The organism is Adlercreutzia muris, assembly GCF_008831045.1.
Lineage (GTDB): Bacteria > Actinomycetota > Coriobacteriia > Coriobacteriales > Eggerthellaceae > Adlercreutzia > Adlercreutzia muris.
Map to the genome: position 1 here is coordinate 1 of NZ_WAJS01000032.1, position 21,270 is coordinate 21,270.

Here is a 21,270-nt window from a genome sequence, read left to right on the forward strand (position 1 = left end):
TGGCGCCGGAGCCCGCCAGGTAGTACCAGGAGCCGCCGATCCTCTGCCAGCCGGTCTGCATGGCGCCCGAGCCGTTGAGGTAGTACCACGTGGAGCCGTCCTGGGCCCAGCCCGTGGCCATGGCGCCGGAGTCCCGGAGAAAGTACCACGCGCCGCCCGACTTCAGCCAGCCGGTCCTCATGGCGCCGGAGCCCGCCAGGTAGTACCAGGAGCCGCCGATCCTCTGCCAGCCGGTCTGCATGGCGCCCGAGCCGTTGAGGTAGTACCACGTGGAGCCGTCCTGGGCCCAGCCCGTGGCCATGGCGCCCGTTCCCGGCTTGAGATAGTACCAGGATTCGCCGTCCTTCAGCCAGCCCACCTTGGCATCGCCGTTGCCGCCCTTGTCGAAGAAGTGCCACCGCCCTTCCACGCGCTGCCAGCCTCGGCCCTCGAGCATAGCCCCGTTCGCCTGGAAGTAATAGGGCTTGCCCGACACCTCCACCCAGCCCGTCTCCATGGAGCCGTCGACCCAATCGCAGTAGTACCACTGACCCTTCCAGCTCTTCCACCCCATACAGAGGGAGCCGTCGCGCTCGAAGTAGCGCATCGTTCCCTCGATGCTCTTCCATCCCTCGGGATAGGAGACCCGGCGCCCGTTGGCGTACAGGAATGCCCAGGGCGCCTCCTTGCGCGTTTGGACGACAAGCTGATCTCCATCGATATTGGTGGTCACCGCCTCATCGCCCAGCGTCACCACCAGAGCCGCCTTGCCGCGTTGCGCGGCATAGGAAGCGCAGAAATGGCGGGCGCCGACGCGCTCCAACGTGTTGGCCGTCTCAAGGGGCATCGCGAAGAACCGTCCGGTCTGCACGGCGATGGGAGCGCTTCCACTGCCTGCCGAGCCCAGAATCGCCTGAAGGAACGCCGGGGTATTGGAGCCGTTGATGCCGTGGTGGCCCATCTTGAGCATGTCGACGTGGGAGAGGTCGCCGCTTTGAACGAGGCGCGTTTCGTCGCCGCCGCCCACGGTCCAGTCGAGCCGGTAATCGTTGATGTCGCCCGCCAAGAAGGCCACGCGCCCATTGGCGCCTGTCACCTTCACCCCATAGGAGTAGAAATTCGCATCGGGAACGCGAAAGGAGCGGTCGCCCGGCAAGGGGTTCTTCCCGTTGAGAATCTCAATCGTGGCGTTCCCCAGAGGGAACGAAGATGCCCCCGTCCGCTCCTGCACCCACGACTCCGATGCGCCCTCCCCGACGCCCGATTCGGCAGCGGAGGAGAGATCGGCGTCGTCGAGGAACTGAACGAAGCGAGCACCGTAGGTCTCACGGGCCCACTCGGCAGCGGCCACGAGGTTGTCGTAGACGAACAGGTTGTCCCACAGCCGGGAGGACGAGGTAATGAAGTCGTCCTCGTAATAGGGCAGGTAAATGGCCTGGGGCCGGAAAATGCGTACGATATCGTCGGCCGAGCCGATGTGATCGCTGTGGGGATGGGTGCCGATGTAAAAGTCGAAGTTTTCGCCGTTGACCCCCAGGGACTCCATATAGGCGACAACCTCGCGCTCGCGGCCCTTGCCCACGGTCGTTCCCGGTCGCAGGGGATAGCGCGCGTCATCCCCCGTCGGAGAATCGGAATCCTCGCCTGAATCCACCATGCCGAAACGGCCGTCGCATTCCACCAAGATGGCATCGGTGTCATCGAAGGCGAGCACGTGGATCTTCACTGGAGAGCCCGCAGCCGGGTTTCCGTAGGCGAGGGCCGCCGGCACGCAGAGGCCGACCCCGGCAAGGACCAAGACAATCAATGCGATACGATTCCACTTGAAGCGCGACATGGCTCCCGTCCTTCACTTCCTTTTTGTTGCATCAAGCAGCCCATTGCCGCCACTGCGACACAACTCCACATTTTCATACATTTTACCACGTCAGATCGCAGTTCAACGACATATCAACAAGAGGCGCCCGAATAGCGGGGCGCAACCCGGCCCAGGAGGTCGTCGTAGAAGCCCATGAGCCACCGGGACGACTCTTCAATATCGAAGCCCGCCTCTCGCACGTGCAGAGCGCCCTCCACCCGCCGATCCTCGGTGGCCAAAAGCCCCAAGAGAGCCTCGGTCCAGCGAGCGGCACCCGCATCAAGAGGCAGCCTCAACGACGAGGAGCCGATAAGGGCTTCGGGAGGCACGCCAGTGGACATGAGGCAGGGCACCCCCGAGGCCTGGGCTTCCACCAGAGCCACGGAAAGCCCCTCGCGATGGGAGGGAAACACGAAGCCGTCCATGCCCTTGAGCACCGACGCTACGTCGTCGGTCACTCCGTAGAAGACCACGGCATCGGCCAGACCGCGCTCCGCGACCAGGGATCGCAGCTCGTCCTCGCGCTCGCCCCGGCCCACGAGCACCAGGCGGGCGCCGGGCTCCCGCTGGAGCAGAAGGCCGAACACCTCCAAGAGGAAGTCGTGATTCTTCACCTCTGTCAGGCGCCCCACATGGCCGATGATAGGTCCAACACCCAGCCCAAGCCGACGCTTCGCTTCCCCGTGAGCCGCTGCGTCGCAAGCATAGCGCTCCACGGCAATGCCGTTCTTCAGCGCATGGAAATGAGGGCCGGCCACAACGCCCCTCCCAAACCGATCGAGACCTGCGACCTGAGAGCACGCGAGAAACTCATCGGCGATGAACCGAGTGGGGTACGATACAACCCGAAAGGCCATCTCTCCTGCAGAGAGGGGGAAATGCTGGGCGTGGCTGTGGGCCACGGTCTTGCGACCGAGCCGCCGCGCCTCGCGCAGATACAGGGCAGCGCTGCTCCCGATATGCCCGTGGACGATGGCCCATTCAGGATGCTCGGCCAGCAAGGCCCGAGCCGCCCGCCGGTAGCTCCGGGCGTTGATCCCGTTGAAGCGCGGCAGTCGGTACAGGCGGCCTCCCAACTGCTCGATCTCCCCGTCATAGTCGCAGGCGCGCTCCTCATGAACGAGGAAGTCGAACTGGTACCGCTCCCGGTCGAAGGAGCGGTACAGATTCATGATCATGGTCTCGGTGCCGGCCCGGTCCATGGCGCCGACCACATGGAGCACGCGCGTCGGCTCCAGCGGCGTTACGCTATTCCCCCTCACCGTCGAGCTCCTCTCGTCTCGCCGTCGTCATCAGCCGCAGCATCGGCCTCCGAACCCTGCTCGGGCATCTCGCCCAGGCGCCTCGCCAGGAAGACCGCCATCACCCCAGCGCCGAAGAGGCAGGCGGCGGCGCCCGCGAAAGACACGCCGTTCATGCCCCAGAGGTTCACGCACACCACGCTGAGGGGAAGCACCGCCACGAAGGCCACGAGGTTGCCGATGAAGTTGCCGCGAAAGCAGCGGATGGTGATGAGCAGGTCGCCGAAGAACCAGAGAAACGCCGTGGCCACCGATGCCGCCACCACCGGTTGCAGCAGATAGGCATAGGGCGCGATGGAGTCGCCGAACAAAAGGCACAGCGCCCATTCCCCCACCACGCCGAGAACCACGAAGCAGATCGCGCCGACCACGATGATGCCGGTCACCGTGCGCCCTAGCAGCTTGAGAAACTCGTCCTTGCGCCCTTCCAAATAGTGGCGCGGGAAGATATCGAGAAGGGGCACGTAGAGATAGGTGGCCCCCATCTGCACGATCAGCGCCGGCGCGGCCACCGAGGAGTAAATGCCCAGCGAGGCATCGCCCAGAACGGCCAGCAGGTACTGCTTGGGCACCGTGAAGATGGCGCTTCCGGCCACGGCGGCCACCACGGCGGAAAGCGAGCGCCGCAGCAGATACGCCGTCTTCTTCACGGTGATGTGCACGCCAAGGGGCTCGAAGGCCCGAGCATGGGGAATATCGAAGAGCACCAGTACTCCGAGCACCGCCACGGTCATGGCCACAATGGCCCCGTTCAAGCTCTCAGTCAGCCAGAACACGGCCGCAAAGGCAACCAGCATGGACAGGCCCTGCAAGATGAACGACTTGCCGATGAAATCCATGCGTCGATTCAGCTGATCGACCCCGTGCAGAATATCGATCACCAGGCCCACGCCCTTGAAGATGAAATAGAGCACGATGGTCAGCAGAGCGTCGAGGGGACATGTCACCAGCGCGTAGACGGTGCAGGCGACGAAGGCGCCGATCAATGTGATGAGGCGGAAGCCCAAGTACTCCTCGGTACCGTTCTCGCGCTTGATGTCGGAAACCTGGTAGGTTCCCATCTTATAGTTGGCGAACGTACCGAAGGTGCCCACCACCGACATGGCAAGGGACAGCAGCCCCGCCGCGTCGTAGCCCGACGATAGACGCACGACCAGCACAGTGACGAACCACTGGCACGCAAGATAGGTAACCGATCCGGCCGAGTTCCAGAGCATGTTCTCGCGGGTGGAAAGCGGCGGGTACCGCACCACCCCTTCTTGAGGAGCGCTCATAGGCGATACGCCTCGCACGTGTGAATCGCCCGATCATCAATGCTCGGCGGCGTCCTCCAATCACCGTATTGAATGGTGAGGAGCTCCTCGTAGCCCGCCGGGGCCCAATAGGTACGATCCTCGAATTTCATCTCAATGGGCTCGAACAGCTCCTTGGGAAAGACGTGCTCCCCATCGCCCTGGGCCACAATGTCGGCGAGAAGGGGGGAGCCTTCGGGACAGGCATGGCGAGCCAGGTCATCCATGATGGCCGCGTACTTGCGCGGATCCTTGTGAGCCACGAAGGGGCACACGATTCTCTTGACGAGCTTCACCCACGGCGAGGAGCCGACCGCGGGATCGGCGAGGATAAAGCTGTACATGAGGTTCGCCCGCATCCGTTTGCGGAAAAGCCCTCGGTCGGAGGGATCAACCTCGTCATAGGGGAAGATATCCACCCACACGCCCACGCCCTCGTCCTTGCGCACGAAGTTCTCAAGAACCACCGTGGTCGTATCCACCACCTTGGTGAAGGGATAGAACGACCCCCCGGCCCGATAGGAAGCCAGGGCAAAGCGATCGGAAGAGCGCCACTGGTCGAAGTTGGCGAGCAGTTCCTCGTAATCGTCGCGGAGCATCAGAATGTCCGTATCGTCGTCCCAGGGAATGAACCCCCCGTGGCGCACGGCGCCCAAAAGGCTACCATAGGCCAAGTAATAGGTGAGACCGTGCTCAAGGCACATACGGTGAATCTCATCCATGATATCTAGCTGTATGCGGCGCATGTCCTCTATAGTGAGGCGCTCACGGGCCATAGCGACTCCTTGCTCGTCCATCGGGGGAACGTTCCTCAAATTCCCGCGCATCGCAACAGACTATCAGAGCGGGCGGCCAGCCGCACAGATTCCCCAAACAACCCATGGCAAGCCGCCCCTCTGCAACAAGGCGCGCCAGCCGAGGAAGCCGAAGTGGAGTCGTCGCAAAACCTAGGAGCGGGCACGAGCCTCCGCGCACGCCCGCTCCACCGCCTCGGCCGTGCGCTCCCAAGAGAACGTATCCTCGACGAGGGTGCGCAGGGCTCTCCCCTGGCGGCGCGCCCCCTCCGGATCGTCGGCCAGGGCCTCTACAGCGCGGGCCACGGTCTCGGGGGCGCCATCGGGCAGTACCGCCCCGAAGTCCGCAGTGGGCACGAGCTCCTCGACGCCGCCCACCGCCGTCACCACGGGAGGCACCCCCCACGCGGCGCATTCGAGCAGAGCCGTGGCAAAGCCCTCGGAGCGGGAGATGAGGGCCATGGCGTCGGATTGGGAGAGCAGCGCCGAGACGTCCTCGGTCGCAAGGCGCCCGAGAGACACCACCCGATCGGAGGGACACTGCTGCACCGCCGGCAGCAACGGCCCCTCCCCTGCCAGCAAAAACACGATGGGCCGGCCCTCGCGTCGCGAGGCCTCCGTTATCCGGGCAGCGGCCAGAAGCGCTTCAATGCCCTTCTCGGGAATCAGCCGCCCGATGTAGGAGACGACGAAGGCCTCGGCCGGAATACCATGCTCCGCGCGGAAGTCCCGGCCCGAGGAACGGCCCCGGAAGGCCGCAGCATCGATGGCGTTGCTCAGCACGCCGGCGGAATGCAGACCGAAATGGGAGAGCCATTGGGCGCTGCGGCGAGACACGCCGTAGCAGATGGGATCGTAGCCTCGGACGCGGGCGGTAATGCCGTGCTCGTACCAGGCCACCGCCCGATCGAGCAGGGGGTTTCCCAAAGTCAGGTGGGCGGACCCGTGCTCGATGAGCACAGGGGCGACCCCTCGATTCCGCGCAAAGGTCAGCCCCGCCAGGGAATGGGGGTAGAAGCGCGTGTTCACGATGACATGATCGACGGGCAGCGCCGCGAGCTCGGCGAGAAGGCGCTGGTACGCCCGGTTCCTCTTGCTGATCGGCAGGCGGCCGCCCAGCAGGGAACGGCTCGGCAGGCGCACCACCTCGACACCGCCCGCCAACCTTTCGCGAACGGGGGCATTACCCAAATCAGAGGTGACCACCACCACGCGGTGTCCCCGTCGCGCCAAGGCCTGGGCCACGTTGAGCGTATAGTTCTCCACGCCGCCCATGCTGGGGGCGAAGAGCGCCGAGAATATAACGTAGGTTTCTCCCTGGCAGGCCACGGGACGCCCCTCCTTTCGCACATTCCAGCGGCGATGGCCGCCGCAACCGATGACGGCATTATTATAGCCACTTCGTGTCGGATGCCGACCTCGCACTCCAACCGCCCAAGAAGCTATATATTAGTCTCTCCCGCAAAGCAAATGCGGGCGCCGTCCGACGACCCGTCCAGGAGGTTCTGTGGAGTACCGTCCCGATGTACTGAAAGCGCTCCAGGAAGCCGAGTTCGAGATATTGTGCGCCATCGATGCGCTCTGCCGCGAGGAGGGCATCGCGTACTTCCTCGATGGGGGAACCGCCCTCGGCGCCGCGCGCCACAACGGCTTCATTCCCTGGGACGATGATATCGATATCGGCATGTTGCGTCCCGATTACGATCGGTTCATCGAGCGGGCCCGCACCGCCCTGCCCGACGCCTACGAGCTCGTGGTGCCCGGAGAGACCCCGGGCTACGCCGCCATGTTCGCCAAGGTCATGAAGCGCCGCACCGCATTTCATACCCAAGAGACCATCGAGGCCGGCTTCGATCAGGGCATCTTCGTCGACATCTTCCCCTATGACGGCGTCAGCCCCTCCGCTCGCCGTGCCCGGCGGCAGCTCTCGAACGGGCGGCTCTGGCAGAGCATCTCCTACCTTTACCACGCACGAAGCGTCAACGTTCCCCACAGCGGCCTTCTCGGTCGCGCCGAGCGGCTCGCCTGCGCCGCGGCCCACGGGCTGCTTCGCGCCGTCACCGACGAGCAGCGCATCGCCCGGTCCTTCGCCCGCAGCATCGAGCGAGACGGCGACTACGACCGCTTCACGGCCCTCGCGTGGCCCGTGGCCGGCGGATTCCCCAAGGCCGATCTCGTCCCCACGGGCACAGCTTCTTTCGAAGGCCGCCCCTTCCCCGTTCCCTCCAACGTCGAGGCCTACCTCACACGCATGTACGGGCCCTCATGGACCGAGCTGCCGCCCCCCGATCAGCGGAAGAACCACGCACCGGTCGTGCTCAAGTTGTAGACGATCTCATTTTGTGCAGGTGATCAGCTTTTTTCGGGATTGTTGACCTTTGCGATACGTGTTACCCTCTCGACGGAGAGAAGCGCATTCGACATTCCACGAAAGGAGATGGTTTCCATGATGCGCGCTTTGAGTGAAAGGGACGGGAGGGGGATCGGCTGGCGCCTTGTCATCGCCGCATTCCTCGGCATCGTCCTCGCCGGAGCGGCCCCCTCGATTGCCTGGGCCGACGAAACGCTCGGCGGAAGCACCGAAGAGAGGGCGTCGAGTATCAAGGGCGGCGCCGCGGAGGCCCGGGCCATGCCCCAAGCGGCAACGCCCATGACCGACGCCCTGGTGGTCAACGTGTTCCGCGACTACGGCCAGGCCTACGAGGTGCTCGCACTGGTGAACGCCGAGCGCCGGGCCGCGGGAGAGGCGCCGCTGGCCATGGATCAGGAGCTACTCGAGGCGGCCATGGTGCGCAGCGTCGAGCTGAGCTACTACTTCGATCACACGCGCCCCGATGGCACGGACTGCTGGACGGCCTTCCCTGATACCAAGGGCATTGTGGGCGAGAACATCGCCATGATGCAGTCCGGCCCCTATCAAGTCATGAATTCGTGGATGAACTCCCCAGGCCACCGCGCCAATATCCTCGACAGCGACTTCACGACCATTGGCATCGGCTGCGTATACGTGGGCAATGCGGGCCCCTATTGGGTGCAGTGCTTCGGCGACGGCAGCGCCGCCGCCTTCGCCATGCCCGCTGATCGCTCCTTTACGACCCGCTGCTCCATTCCCACCTCCTGGCTCCAGAGCGGCAACTTCCAGTTCCGCCAGAACTACTACTCACTGCTCTCCGGCGATAGCGTGCAGGCCGAGGCCCGCTTCATCAATCAGGCACCGGGAGCCCAGAGCTTCGTCTGCGAGTTGAACCCCGCCACCTTCTCGTGGAGCACGGACAAAAGCGCCGTGGCGACGGTGGGCAAGACAGGGGTCATCGCGGGAAGGGCACCGGGCATTACCAATGTGCGCGCCGCCATTGGCGACCGCGTGCGCATTTCCATCCCCGTGGAGGTCCAGGGCGATGTGGGCACTTGGAAGAAGTCGGGCGGTCGCTGGTGGTTCTCTTTCGATGACGGCACCTATGCCCACGGCTGGTGCCAGATCGACGGCGATTGGTACCTCTTCGACAGCGCTGGCTGGATGCAGACCGGCTGGCAGAAAGTGGGCAAGAGCTGGTACCACCTGAAGCCCTCGGGCATCATGACGACGGGCTGGCTCAAGAGCGGCGGCTCCTGGTACTTCATGAGGGGCAGCGGCGCCATGGCCACGGGCTGGGTCAACGATCAGGGCACCTGGTACTACCTGAACGGATCGGGCGCCATGACGAAGGGCTGGCAGAAGATCGGTAAGAGCTGGTACTACCTGAAGTCCTCGGGCGCCATGGCCACCGGCTGGCAAAAGGTCGGCGGCTCCTGGTACTACCTGAAGGGGTCGGGAGCCATGGCCACCGGATGGCAGAAGATCGATGGCCGTTGGTACCACATGCAGAGCTCCGGCGCCATGGATAAGGCGCGCTGGATCGACGGTAAGTACTACGTCGACGGCAGCGGCGCCATGGCCACCGACCAGTGGATTGGCACGTATCATGTGAACGGCAACGGGCTGTGGGATAAGACCAGGTAGTCGTTCCTGCGCCGCCCCTACGAGAAGAGGGCCGCTCCCACGAGCGGCCCTCTTTGTGTTCCTGGCGTTAAAGCGCGGGACTGGGACAACCCCTAGCCGCACACCTTGCAGGGACGAGACTTGCCCGAATCGGCAATGCTACCCGAGCGGATCCCCGAAGAGCGCTTCAGGGACGTGCAATTCTTAGAATAGTGATATACATCGCCGTTCGCCACCCAGTACACCGTCGAGGAGGTCTCGCTGTTGGAGCCGGCATTGCGCACCCACTTGCCATCAGAGCCCACGTAGTACTGGCCGATCCACTGATCGGTGGCCATAGCACCCGAGCTCTGGAGGTAGTAGTCGCCAACCCACACCTTCGCGGACATGGCGCCGGAGGACTTCAAGTGGTACCAGGAGCCTCCGATCTTCTGCCAACCGGTGGCCATAGCGCCCGAGGACTTCAGGTAGTACCAGGACCCACCGATTTTCTGCCAGCCGGTCTTCATGGCGCCCGAGCCGGAGAGATAGTACCACTTGCCGCCGACCTTCTGCCAGCCAGTCTTCATCCAACCGGAGCCATCGAAGAGATACCAGGTGCCCCCAATCTCGGCCCATCCGGACTTTGCGTAGCCGCCGTTATTGTAGGCATACCACCACTTTCCGGAGGACTTCTTCCACTTCCCCGCCTGGGCCGCGTAGGCCGGCTGCGCGTCCGTCGCGGTCTGGGCCGCGGCAACGAGCACCCCGCCGCCCAAGACCAGCGTGATGGTCAGCGCAATGGACATCATCTTCTGGCGTATCGAAACGTTCATGACATCTTCCCCACTTTCCCTCTGACAAAACCTATGCTGCGCGGTTAGAATAGCACAGAGGAAACCCGTTGCACCAGGCCTTCCCCCAAGATCACCTCTCCGAGAGAAAGGAATGGGGCGCAACCGCCCCCTATTCCCCCTTTAATCCCTGTGTCGCTGTCAGATGCTTAGCGAGTTCTATCCCACAGGCCGCTACCGTTCACGTGGTACTTACCGATCCACTGATTCGTCGCCATGGCCCCCGACGATTTCAGGTAATAGTTACCGACCCAGCAATTGGAACCCATGGCACCGGAGGAATTCGACCAGTACCACGCACCCCCGACCTTATACCACCCCGTGGCCATGACACCGGATGATTTCAGGTAGTACCACTTGCCACCGCTCTTGAGCCACCCGGTCTTCATAGCGCCCGAGCTGGAGAGGTAATACCATTTGCCGCCCGTCTTCAGCCATCCCGTCTGCATCCAACCGGCCTTGTCGAAGTGGTACCACGCGCCATTGATGCGCTCCCAGCCGTTGCGCGTATAGGAGCCGTCGGCATGGCGGTACCACCATTTGCCGCCCGACTTCTTCCAGGCAGCCGCCGGCTTTGTAACGGTCGGAGCCGACGGCTTGGTCACCGAACTCGGCTTATCGCTCGGCTTGCTGGTAGCTGGAGGCTGGGAGGGAGTGGTTGGCGTAGTCGCCTTCTCGATAGAGAAGGCGACTTTCCGAGTTCCTTGGAAATTGCCCTTGCCCGTAATGGTCATCGTCGCCGTGCCGGCATTGACGTTGTTGGCATAGGAGACCGTGTAGTCGACCCCGTTCGTGAGTGCCGTGCCGTTGAACGTCAAGCACGGCACTGGCTTCACGGCAGATCCGGTGTATTGGTACGAAGACTGGACGCCCGAGACCGTCACTCCCCGAGAGCTAATAGTGGCTGGAGCGATTGACCATCGATAGCTGCGGCCTTTCTTGTCGCCGAGCTTGTCCCATGCATAGCCCATCCCGGGCACCGCCTGGGCCGTGTACGTGCCTGCTTTGGTCGCCTTCGTTGTGCCCGTAAGTGCGTAGCTTCCGGTAGAGGGAACTGTCACACCCGTCTGGGCCTTGCCGTTGTAGACCAGGTTCTGCACGATCTTTGGCTCGGCGGCCAGAACCGTGAAGACGTTTACCGTGAAGTAATCGTCTGCGTAGCTCACGTGCACAACCGCGTCGGCCGTCTGATTGTCCGTAAGCCACTCATACTGGTTCAACTCGTAAGCCACCAGATTGTTTATAACATCCTTGAAATCCTTCTGGACCCAACCTGCATTGGTTGCCTTTACGGTAAAGAATGTCTCCTTTTTGTTCAGTTTGTCGAGGATCACATTGGCAATGGGGTCTGACCATTCCAGAATATCGCCCGTCCGAATAAAGTAGTTGTTCTCGAGGGAATTCGCGCCGCTCCATTGGTGCTTGGAGTCGATCAGCCTCATAATGTCATCGTTAAGGCCGAACAGCAGATGAGCCTGCTGCTCTTTACTGAGCGTGCCCGGCACCGTCGTGTCGGACAGGCCATCCTTAACATCGTCATGGGTCGTATCGACGTGATACCATTCGCCATCCATCTTTACGGCAGTCCACACATGGCCATTCCCGTTAATGCGGCCTGTCTGCAAGCCGGCGGTCTCAAGGAGTTTGACATAGGCCGCATGATAGCCCTCGCAGGTTACCGGTTTTCCTGATAGAGCATGTTCAATGCCCAGATTGCGGAAAGAATAGTCATAGCTAACGTTGTCGATAATCCAATCATGAAGCACTAAGGCTGTCTCATAATCATCTTCATTGCCGTCAGGCAAGCATGTATCGACGATTTCCCGGGCCTTAGCATCGACATTGACAAAACCGTCGCCAGACACATCAACGTTAATGGAGAACCGCTTGTTCAGCTTTCCCACCGGCTGCACCAGAAACTGATACTCGTAGCGACCGGTGCCAACGAACTCATAGCTCAGCACATTCGAGTCCTGGGGCGGATCGAACGATCCGAACGAAGGATCATACACAAAGGCCCCATCCTTGGAAATAAAGCCCTGCTGATACTGGTAGGGACCCGTCGGACCGCTCTCGACGTTGATAGTAAATTCCGTCGGCACACCCGCCTGTGGTTTCGCATAGGAAACCATCACGCGCCACCCCTCGCTGTTGACGCCGCGCACCTGGGCCTCAACGGTAATCACATCGGAATCGGCCGTCGCAGCCGGTTCGTCGGCATAGGCCCGCGGCCCAAACCCCAGAGCAGCCATAAGTACCAAAGCGGCGCAACCCCACGCCGCAATAAACTTCCCGCAATTTGTCAAACCCATGGCGACCCCCAAGGACGTCATACATCACAAGGCTGACATTGTATCAAGGAAAGCATGCCCTATCAAAGCGAGCACTCATACGACCTTGCAGAAAAGCAACCATCAGCTTCGCGACAGCGGAACGACTGACTGAGAGACAGCTCTCGCAAATGGTTAATATAGTCATAGATTTTATCCTCATGATTGGAATTCTCTCGCTTCAGCGCCTCGACTACCAGCGCATACTCCATAGCGAGATCCGTCTGAAACACCCCGCAATCATCCGAATTGATTGTCACCGGAATATCATGCGAATCCAGGTTCTCACCCGCAGACACCTCCTCTAATCCCCGATTGTTGAACTGGAAGAGGGGCAAATCTATGAAGCGACTCACGTGAGAGATTTTCCGATTAGATGTCGGATTGGACTCGATCCCCACACCCCTTGTCCGTACTTTTTCTCTCACGGCGCACTGAGCATATTCCACTGCCTTAATATACGGTTTCTCCGCCTTCACAATAAGCGGAGAAGCACCGGCCCTCTTCAGACGACCGTCGAAGTGGCACCGCGAGTATAGCTTTCGCGCCGCACGATCATTGTGAGCAAGAACCGCTTCTCTTTTCCACGAAACATCAGCGACACTGTTGAGACAACTCGAATTTGTTGCATGCGGAGCGAGGTAAAGCTCAGGATTGTTGCCTCGCAACCGATATGCTTTCTGGTATAGAGACAGCGGGGGCACCGCCTCGGCACCACAAATCCGTGCCATGTATTTCAAATACTCCTTTTCCAGATAAACCAATACATCCGTTTCTCCCGGATAGTATTGCGCAAGTATTTGATGGAGCCACGCCAAATCATCTACATGCTCCTCCAAAGCGCAAACGATATAAAACCGCTTCCCCTGATAATAGTCTTGCGCCTTGAGTCCAAGCGCTGTTGCATGTCCCAGACGATCCCCTTTTGAAAACTCAAGGAATTCCAGTACTTCATCCACGGCTCTCAGCCCATTGCAGAGGGTCATGAAGTCTTCGCCGACGTGATAGGTTTTCCCTGTTTCATAAGAGAGCGATACTTCCTTGTCAAACTTGCGGAAAATCACAGCGTAGGTCTCCGGTCTTGTGCAAAGCTCAAAATTCGCCGTATCAATTGCGGCAAATTTCGATACATAGCTCCGACACTCTTCGCTTAAATCAAAAAGCGCTTCGATATGAGCCAGTTGTCTACGCGCAAGGTCCGCAAGCCGCTCCTTTCTGGCTACTCCATCGCCCTTTTCGATCGGCTCTTTGTCTTTGATGAAATGCGTGGTGAGTCGATATGTAATCTTGTGCGAGCACCCCGTCCTCTGCGCCAAAGCAAAAGCCCAGTTGTTTGCATCGTCAAGCTGGTCAACGAGCCTGGTGAATTGCGCTCTGGTCTTGGGCGCAATACGTAGTTCGATAAATCTAACCCCTCCGATTCGATAATATCTATCGAAAACCGACCTATACAACAAGCGCTTTCCGTCAGGTACATAGTCAAGAAAGGCTTCTTTTTGCGCCTCGGCAGCGCTAAAGCGGCTGAAACCCATTAACAGATTGTCATGCAGCATTCCCAGTTTGAATTGAGTGATTCCCGCAATATATGCATTGAAAGCATAGACTGCCAATGGATGGTCGGCAAACCCCGAAAGTGCCTTGAACATCCTGAGCAAGAAACCCCGCTCGAAAGCATGGCACTCCGTTGGATCGTCAGGAAATTCTGCAGCAATCTCGCCATCGCAATCACATATATTCGCAAGGATTCCCTGGCCAAGCATCATTGTCAGACTATCCTCATCTCGCACCCAGAGTAATTGAGCCAAAGCCCTGCTGAGACGACGGCGCTCCTCGACCATTAACTTTGCTTCACGAGAGGCGGGGCCATTAGAGGGCAAAACACTGCAAGCATATTTATTCAGCAACCGACGCATAATGGGTATTTTCTTGAACGCAAGGACAATTCGATCACGCCCATCATCATCCAAGCTGTTCCACCGACCATTCACATAGGCCCGCAGAGCCTTATCGCACTGAGCCGGGCGATAGACACTCAACCATAGAAAACAATACCAGTTGATGTCAGAGGAATACCCAGATCCATTGAGATGAGCATGATTCTCAGCATAGCCCCGAGACAGAATGTCGTTTAACCTGCGATCTTCATAGCCGAGCTGTGCATGCTTCGAAGCTCCTCCTCCGCAATAAGCATCATAGGCGGCAAATAGAACGTTTTGGTCGATTTTGTTTGCAATGCCGCTCCACTCCAACATACTTCCCTGCTTCACAGTCAACCGATCGCCCTCCACCGAGAGAAGCTCAGAGGCGATATACGGAAAGAACTGAAGAGCATTCACCCGCGATGTGTCTCCGCAAGCACCACTGGAGCCCAGGGGCACCCGGGCGATTAGCGAAAGCTGGCCCGCAAGAAGCGCACCCACCTCATCCTCGCTGTAATCCTTAGGATAGCACCTCAGATATCTCTCGATCACCATCCTCCAGTATCGATTTCTCTTCTCTCGGAAATCTCCTCCCTCCAGCCAGAAAAATGAAGTAGCCCGCTTCACGTACTCTTCCCAATTAAACACAGCATCTTGCCTCGCATCGATGGGAAATGTTAGTAGTTTTGATATATCTGCTTCTGTGTATATGATACGAATAAAGCGATCAATGTTGTTCATTTAACACCTTATCGAAAGCATCATTGGCCATACTGGGATAGCGATCGATCATTTTCGTCAAAAGAACTCGTTCACCAGCAGAGGGTCGCGTGTGCGGTTTGCCCAAACGACGAGCAATAGCATCAACCTCCAGAGACGCTTCAACTTCGCCTCCTTCTCGAAGACGCAAGGCAAAATCGCCGGAGAACTGAGCAATTGCCTCCTTGCCTCTCATCTGAACAAACTCTCGCAGCACAAGGCGCGCCCTTCCCCGGCCAGAAGTCGCCGCGAGCTCTTCCAGGCCATATGCCAATTGGTACACAGAATCTATCTCAGAAAATGAGGCCATACGCGAAGAGGACACTGGCCCATAGAGGCGATACTGGGCGCTTTTGACGAACGGAGTGTGGAGCCGAGCCAGCAACTGTCGTTCAAACGATATTGCAATATCCATGAGATAATCATCTTCTTGAGCATTTCGAAGCAAACCCTCATTCCGCAGATGATTGAATACCAAGGCAGTGTTAATGCGCCTCATCTGATGCGCTATTTTTTCGGATGCCCTTCCTTTCGCTTCCATTCTCATTGACCCAATCACATCGATGTCACTCATATTGTAGAAGAGGTAGGCGCCTGTTTCCCCTTCGATCGCTTCCCCAAGCGCGTAATCGAGATACCACCTTTTTCCTAGAATATTCAGAATGCTAGCGGGGTACCGTCTAAGTTGGTCTGGCGAGAACGACCTGCTGAGCTCAAGCGAAGCACCATCCTGCGGATCTATCTCGCGCATAGTGAAAATCGGTCTGTTTTCTTGGGCATAGCGCCCTCGCTTAAGCCTCATCCCCTTGGCGGGACGCGAAAGCGAGTACACCCCAAGCCTAGACGAAGAATCCTCCGCCGTCACAGAGGCGGGGGTGCAGCATAGGGTCGCCATCACCTTGCGTATGGTGGCTTCTCCCATCGAAGCATTTATATTGGCCTCGTTAGCCCCCAACGCCTCCCAAGGTTGCCCAAGCTCTGGGTAGATCATGGCAAAAGACAACGGCGACGCATCCAAATCAGGAGCTATCACACAGGAGTTTATGAGAGACAAATAGCGCTCATCACTTTTCGGCGCCTCTATCCCGTCGATCCTCGCCTGCAGCGAGTCCAACAGATGACCGAGGATCTCCATGGAATAAAGAACCTTGAAGGAGTACCCCAAGTGCACAAGAGACTCATTATTGTAATTGGCTCGTATGAAGGTATTGAGCATAGCAGATACGTCTCCGAGCGTAACATTCTCGGGACGCACCGAGCTAGCATCCAGCAAATCAGCCAACATCTCTTGCTGAGATACGGGCGAAATCGACTTTGACGCATCATCGGACTCCGCAAGTTTCTCATAGAAAAGACTGTATGCCGTGTAATTCTTAGCCTCAATATTGGCTCGCCGCCAACGAGCAATCGCCTCGAAGAGGGAGGAGTCGAAGGCTTCGCTCAAACGCCCAAATATATAATCCTGATAGCGACCGAGATTCTCTTTATAAATCGCAACGGAATCAATGGCCTTGTCGAGAACTGGGTCCAAATCACATTGCAACATTTTTACCAGAGAGATAGTCTCGCGAAGGTTTCTGGGCCACGCGAAAGACGTTTCCTCTTGACTATACACGGGACGCACTCGCAGCAACGTTTTGGCATAGGTAACCGCGTCTATCCAATCCCCAACGGTGACATCCTCATCAACCCCCGCTTTCCTATAAGGGTCCACAAGAATCCGCGTCAGCACGGTCTCGTCCTCATGCAAGGCGCCAAGAACCGTCAACATCCTCTCCCCTATGATGGAAGTCTGATCCTTGAGACGCACCGTTCGGTCAAGAGGAACGACCTTTTCGATAAAATCCTCCATTTGCAGCTGGAGTTCACTCCTGGTTGCAATCTGAGCATTCACGAGTCGCTCGTTTTCTCCCAACTTGCGATCAAGGACGGAGTCGCCCAGCTGTTTTTCCCGATAGGTAAGCACGATGACGATATTTCCCGATAAAAATTTATGCACGTCTTCTAGCAACTGGAAGACTTTGTAATTCTCGATAAGATCAACATCATCGATCAGCATAACGATATACCGCTTTTTAACCGACTGCTCATCGGCATTGATATATTCAAGAAACTCGACGCAGAGCCGTCGAATCTTTTCTCGGATACTTACTAGATCAGCCATATGAGAGAGAACTTCCATTGATGGGTAGTCGCGACTATAGACGCTATCACCAGAGCGAACCGAAGAGAGGATTTTCGCGATCTCCTTGAACAAGCCGTAAATGCGCGGGACTTCAAAAGGGGCGCCCGAGTCAACTCTTTTATGAAAAATTCTATTGTATTCCTCAAAGAGTTGCGCCAGAAATAGCTCCAACGCTCGCATCTCCGACTCAAAATTAGCTGGTTCGACTACATTCAAAATGAGGCATCGATCAGAAGGCATTCTCTTCTTGAGGGTGTAGAGAAACGACGTCTTGCCGCTACCGCGCTCCCCCACAACACCAATCACGGTATTCGAGGGACAACAGTGGGAGCAGCCAGATTCATCGTCACCCCGCTCGTGGTCTTCCGCAATCAGGGCACCGGCCTCCTCGATATGTTTTAACGCCTTCTCAAGCTGCTTATCGTACAAGGCCCCATCAACTACGATAGTTTTGCTTGCGCTCCACTTGAGATCATCGCCCGACATTGGCTCCACCGTATCCCTCTCGATTAACTATCCACACTCGATACCCACATTATGACACGAAAGCAAGGCACATCCTAAAAGATCGGGGCACAAAAACGCCCGGATACGGCACTTGCCTTGCGTCCCTCGATAACCCCCCCATAGGCAAGACCTAAGGTTGCCACAACGCCCAAAGCCATATCGCGGCATCAATGTTGCCCCGACCGTCCCGTAAACGTCACTGGCATCCCAACCTGCTCCAAGGCTGCGCGCTGCCCATGGACCCCATCGTCGGCAGGGAATAGCATCCCACCTCTCCGCTGACTCGACGAGCATCCCTCGCCCCTTCTCACCTGCTGAACGCGAACCGATCTGTTACCATATCCGACTGCAGAATTACACTCATCGCATTGCCGCTCGAGCAAGGAGGCATTATGACCAATCCGTCCCTCGCCTCCAGGTGCCAGAGACCCGCACCCCCTCCCAAGCGAATCGTATGGATGGACTACGCGCGGGCCTTCGCGATCCTCACAGTTCTCCTTTGCCACGCGACGGAGAAAGCCTACTCGTTTCAGCTCGACAGCATCCTGTCCACAAGCCTTCCGTCGCAGACCGCGGCCTTCTGCCTTTTCACCGTCGGCAGACTCGGCGTGCCCATCTTCCTTTTTATGTCCGGCTACCTCATGCTCGACCGGGACTACAGTCGGGAGAAGTGCCTAACCTTCTGGCGGACCAAGTGGCTTGGCCTGTTCCTGGCCACCGAATTTTGGATTGCCGCCTACAATATCTTTTTGTGCCTCTCCACCGGACGAGACTTCAGCGTCGGCCTGCTCATCAAGAACATGCTCTTCCTCGAGAACGTCGGCATGGGGCATATGTGGTACATGCCGATGATCATCGGACTCTACCTCTTCCTCCCCTTCATCGCAAATGGCCTTCGCAAACTCGATGATCCGAAGCTGCTGCTGTTTCCCCTCGCCTGCGCTCTCGTTCTCTTTCTCGGCATCCCGCTCCTCAGTATTCTTTCGCAAAGCTTCGGACATGGCGCACTGCGGTGCGAAATCGCCGAGGGTTTAGCGGAGGCGCTTATGGATGCTATATGCTGCTGGGATACTGCGTTAAAAAGTTTCCCCTGCGCGACCGCGTCAAACCCATTCTTCTTGCAACCTTGTTCCTCTTGTGCTTCCTCGCCACCGTCTCATTGCAGATATTCGCCTACTCGAAAGGCATCTTCGCTCCCGTGTGGTACACCAATGGGCTGCTGCTCGCCGCCGGCTTTTTCCTCTTCTTGCTTTTCTCCTGCGGTGCAGCACTTCGGAATTCAAGGGTCATCTCAACACTCTCCTACTATTCCTTCGCGCTCTATCTGGTTCATTTCCCCATCTTGATGCTCTTGGCCCCGCATATCGCTTCGTTGGGAATCGAAAGCCATGTGGCCCAAGTGGCGCTGCTTCTCTCTGCCGACTTGGCGATCAGCCTCGCACTTTGCATCGCCATAGCCCGCATCCCCAACATTGGATCCCGGATTCTGTACCTCAAGTAGCCGAAAGTCGGCGGGGGAGCCGCTCCTTCGAGAGGCTCCCCCGCTGACTGGGACACTGCGGCATGGGACAGCTATTCCGAACAGCCATCTCGTGAATCATCGACGTCAGCTACTTGCCGAACCCAAGCGAGATTCTCCAGATACCACTTCGCTGTGCTCTCGATGCCCTCACGGAACAAGACCTGTGGCTGCCACCCAAGATCTTCCGCGATCTTATCAGGAGCTATGCCATATCGTCGATCATGCCCCTTCCTATCCTCCACATACTCGATCAACTCGGTGCTGATTCCCTCATCATCCAAATACTGTGAACACATAGCCACGAGATGCGATACCACCTCGATATTGCTGCGCTCGTTGTGACCGCCCACGTTGTATATCTCACCAGGGGCGGCATTATTCAAAACTAGATCTATAGCCCGGCAGTGATCATCGACGAACAGCCAATCCCTCACGTTCTGCCCATCACCGTACACGGGAAGGGGACGGTGGGCCACCGCGTTGAGGATCATATGGGGAATGAGTTTCTCGGGATGCTGATAAGGTCCGTAATTATTCGAGCATCGAGTGATATTGACTGGGAGGCCGTATGTGGCTCCGTAGGACAGCACAAACAGATCAGCGGCCGCCTTTGACGCAGAGTACGGCGAGTTCGGCTCCAAGGCCATGTCCTCCGTGAAAAACTCCTCCCTATTCTCAAGGGAGAGCGTCCCGTAAACCTCGTCCGTCGACACTTGAAGGAATTTCTTGCCAGGTGGATAGGAGCCATCGCCATCTTCCCATGCAGAGCGAGCGCAATCTAGGAGATTGACCGTACCGCCTACATTGGTGGAGACGAAAACACCTGGCGAGGCAATCGAGCGATCCACGTGGGATTCGGCGGCAAAATTTATCACCGCATCAATGTCATATTCACCGAAAAGAGCACCTATGGCTTTCCTGTCGCAAATATCGGCACGCACGAAGCAATAGCGATCATCGCTAGCGACATCAGCCACATTCGCAAGATTACCGGCATAGGTGAGCTTGTCGACGTTGATAATGAAAACATCCCCGTGCTCTCTCATCATATAGCGAATAAAGTTACTTCCGATAAATCCGGCTCCACCGGTAACAAGATAGGTCTTGCTCATTAGACGCGCCTTTCCGCTAGACTTCCCCGTTTGCTACTCGAGCTAGATACATACCATAGGTTGATTTCCTATACCGCTCCGCAGCGGCCTCCAAATCGTCAAGGCCAATCCATCCGAGGCGGTAGGCAATTTCCTCAAGGGCGGCAATCTGCAGGCCCTGCGATTTCTCAACGACGCGGACGAGCTCCGATGCCTCGAAGAGGGACTCTACGGTTCCCGTGTCGAACCACGAGTAACCGCGTCCCAGAGTCGTTACATTAAGCGTCCCTTCTGCAAGGTACATCTGGTTCAAGGAGGTTATCTCGTACTCCCCACGATCGGACTTCTCAACGCGCTTCGCAAATTCGCACACCCGATTGTCGTAGAAGTACAGTCCTGTGACAGCAAAATTCGACTTTGGTTTAGCCGGCTTCTCCTCGATGGAAACTGCCCTTCCCTCAGCGTCAAACTCGACAACACCAAATCGTTCGGGATCATTTACATAGTATCCGAAGATCGTAGCGCCATGCTCGGTTCGCGCGGCCCGCTCCAAGTGACGCCCAAGACCATTGCCGTAGAAAATGTTATCGCCCAGCACCAACGCGCACGAGTCATCGCCAATAAACTCCTCGCCAATGACGAAAGCCTGGGCCAAGCCATCCGGACTGGGCTGGACTGCATAGGATAGCCGCAGGCCAAACTGGGCACCGTCTTTGAGCAGGCGCTGAAAATTCGGCATGTCCTGCGCAGTAGCGATAATGAGAATATCTCGAATACCCGCCATCATGAGGATGGAGAGAGGATAATAGATCATTGGTTTGTCGTAGACCGGAAGAAGTTGCTTAGAGGTTACCGAGGTCAACGGGTAGAGCCGGGTTCCCGAGCCGCCCGCAAGCACAATTCCCTTCATTGCAACCTCGT

Annotated in this window: 14 protein-coding genes and 1 pseudogene; 4 read left to right on the top strand and 11 right to left on the bottom strand. The window is 58.1% G+C overall.

Annotated features, from left to right (window positions below):
- The 5 genes from F8D48_RS09455 to F8D48_RS09475 all read right to left on the bottom strand — a co-directional run.
- A partial coding sequence (locus tag F8D48_RS09455) for an MBL fold metallo-hydrolase (protein WP_151431553.1) occupies positions 1-1,816 on the bottom strand: 1,816 nt, incomplete at its 3' end.
- A gap of 113 nt (positions 1,817-1,929) precedes the next feature.
- Positions 1,930-3,099 (bottom strand): glycosyltransferase, encoded by a 1,170-nt coding sequence (locus F8D48_RS09460; RefSeq protein WP_240806300.1) that lies wholly within the window; start codon positions 3,097-3,099, stop codon positions 1,930-1,932.
- Positions 3,096-4,412, bottom strand: a complete 1,317-nt coding sequence (locus tag F8D48_RS09465) for an MATE family efflux transporter (protein WP_205717372.1) — start codon at positions 4,410-4,412, stop codon at positions 3,096-3,098. The genes F8D48_RS09460 and F8D48_RS09465 overlap by 4 nt, the downstream gene beginning before the upstream one ends.
- Positions 4,409-5,206, bottom strand: a complete 798-nt coding sequence (locus tag F8D48_RS09470) for a LicD family protein (protein WP_151431555.1) — start codon at positions 5,204-5,206, stop codon at positions 4,409-4,411. Before F8D48_RS09470 ends, F8D48_RS09465 begins: the two co-directional genes overlap by 4 nt.
- Before the next feature lie 171 nt (positions 5,207-5,377).
- The gene (locus tag F8D48_RS09475) at positions 5,378-6,553 is read right to left on the bottom strand and encodes a glycosyltransferase family 4 protein (RefSeq protein WP_151431557.1); all 1,176 of its coding nucleotides are present in this window, start codon (positions 6,551-6,553) and stop codon (positions 5,378-5,380) included.
- Between the two features lie 178 nt (positions 6,554-6,731).
- Here F8D48_RS09475 and F8D48_RS09480 point away from each other — a divergent pair, with 178 nt between their 5' ends.
- Positions 6,732-7,553, top strand: a complete 822-nt coding sequence (locus F8D48_RS09480) for a LicD family protein (protein ID WP_151431559.1) — start codon at positions 6,732-6,734, stop codon at positions 7,551-7,553.
- Positions 7,554-7,670: 117 nt separating this feature from the next.
- Positions 7,671-9,224: a CAP domain-containing protein gene (locus F8D48_RS09485; RefSeq protein WP_170272792.1), complete on the top strand. Its 1,554-nt coding sequence runs from the start codon at positions 7,671-7,673 to the stop codon at positions 9,222-9,224.
- Between the two features lie 92 nt (positions 9,225-9,316).
- On the opposite strand, the gene F8D48_RS09490 is transcribed toward F8D48_RS09485, so the two are convergent.
- The 4 genes from F8D48_RS09490 to F8D48_RS09505 all read right to left on the bottom strand — a co-directional run bounded on the left by F8D48_RS09490 (position 9,317) and on the right by F8D48_RS09505 (position 17,715).
- Positions 9,317-10,018, bottom strand: a complete 702-nt coding sequence (locus F8D48_RS09490; protein ID WP_151431563.1) for an N-acetylmuramoyl-L-alanine amidase family protein — start codon at positions 10,016-10,018, stop codon at positions 9,317-9,319.
- A gap of 167 nt (positions 10,019-10,185) precedes the next feature.
- A complete protein-coding gene (locus F8D48_RS12145; RefSeq protein ID WP_170272793.1) occupies positions 10,186-12,348 on the bottom strand; it encodes a transglutaminase domain-containing protein in 2,163 nt (720 codons plus the stop codon).
- 62 nt (positions 12,349-12,410) lie between these two features.
- Positions 12,411-15,026, bottom strand: coding sequence for a hypothetical protein (locus tag F8D48_RS09500; RefSeq protein WP_151431567.1), 2,616 nt, complete (start codon positions 15,024-15,026; stop codon positions 12,411-12,413).
- Positions 15,013-17,715 carry a P-loop NTPase fold protein gene (locus F8D48_RS09505; RefSeq protein ID WP_240806302.1) on the bottom strand — a complete coding sequence of 901 codons (2,703 nt, stop codon included), beginning with the start codon at positions 17,713-17,715 and terminating at the stop codon, positions 15,013-15,015. The genes F8D48_RS09500 and F8D48_RS09505 overlap by 14 nt, the downstream gene beginning before the upstream one ends.
- Before the next feature lie 479 nt (positions 17,716-18,194).
- Here F8D48_RS09505 and F8D48_RS12290 point away from each other — a divergent pair.
- Positions 18,195-18,650, top strand: a pseudogene (locus tag F8D48_RS12290) (acyltransferase family protein); the annotation flags it as partial.
- Between the two features lie 98 nt (positions 18,651-18,748).
- Entirely contained in the window at positions 18,749-19,237 is a 489-nt protein-coding gene (locus F8D48_RS12155; RefSeq protein ID WP_338071847.1) for an acyltransferase family protein, read from the top strand.
- A gap of 71 nt (positions 19,238-19,308) precedes the next feature.
- Here F8D48_RS12155 and rfbB read toward each other — a convergent pair whose 3' ends face one another.
- Together rfbB and rfbA are read right to left on the bottom strand one after the other, a co-directional pair.
- The gene (gene rfbB, locus F8D48_RS09520) at positions 19,309-20,370 is read right to left on the bottom strand and encodes a dTDP-glucose 4,6-dehydratase (RefSeq protein ID WP_151431573.1); all 1,062 of its coding nucleotides are present in this window, start codon (positions 20,368-20,370) and stop codon (positions 19,309-19,311) included.
- Positions 20,371-20,386: 16 nt separating this feature from the next.
- Positions 20,387-21,259, bottom strand: coding sequence for a glucose-1-phosphate thymidylyltransferase RfbA (gene rfbA, locus F8D48_RS09525; protein WP_151431575.1), 873 nt, complete (start codon positions 21,257-21,259; stop codon positions 20,387-20,389).
- Positions 21,260-21,270: the final 11 nt, after the last annotated feature.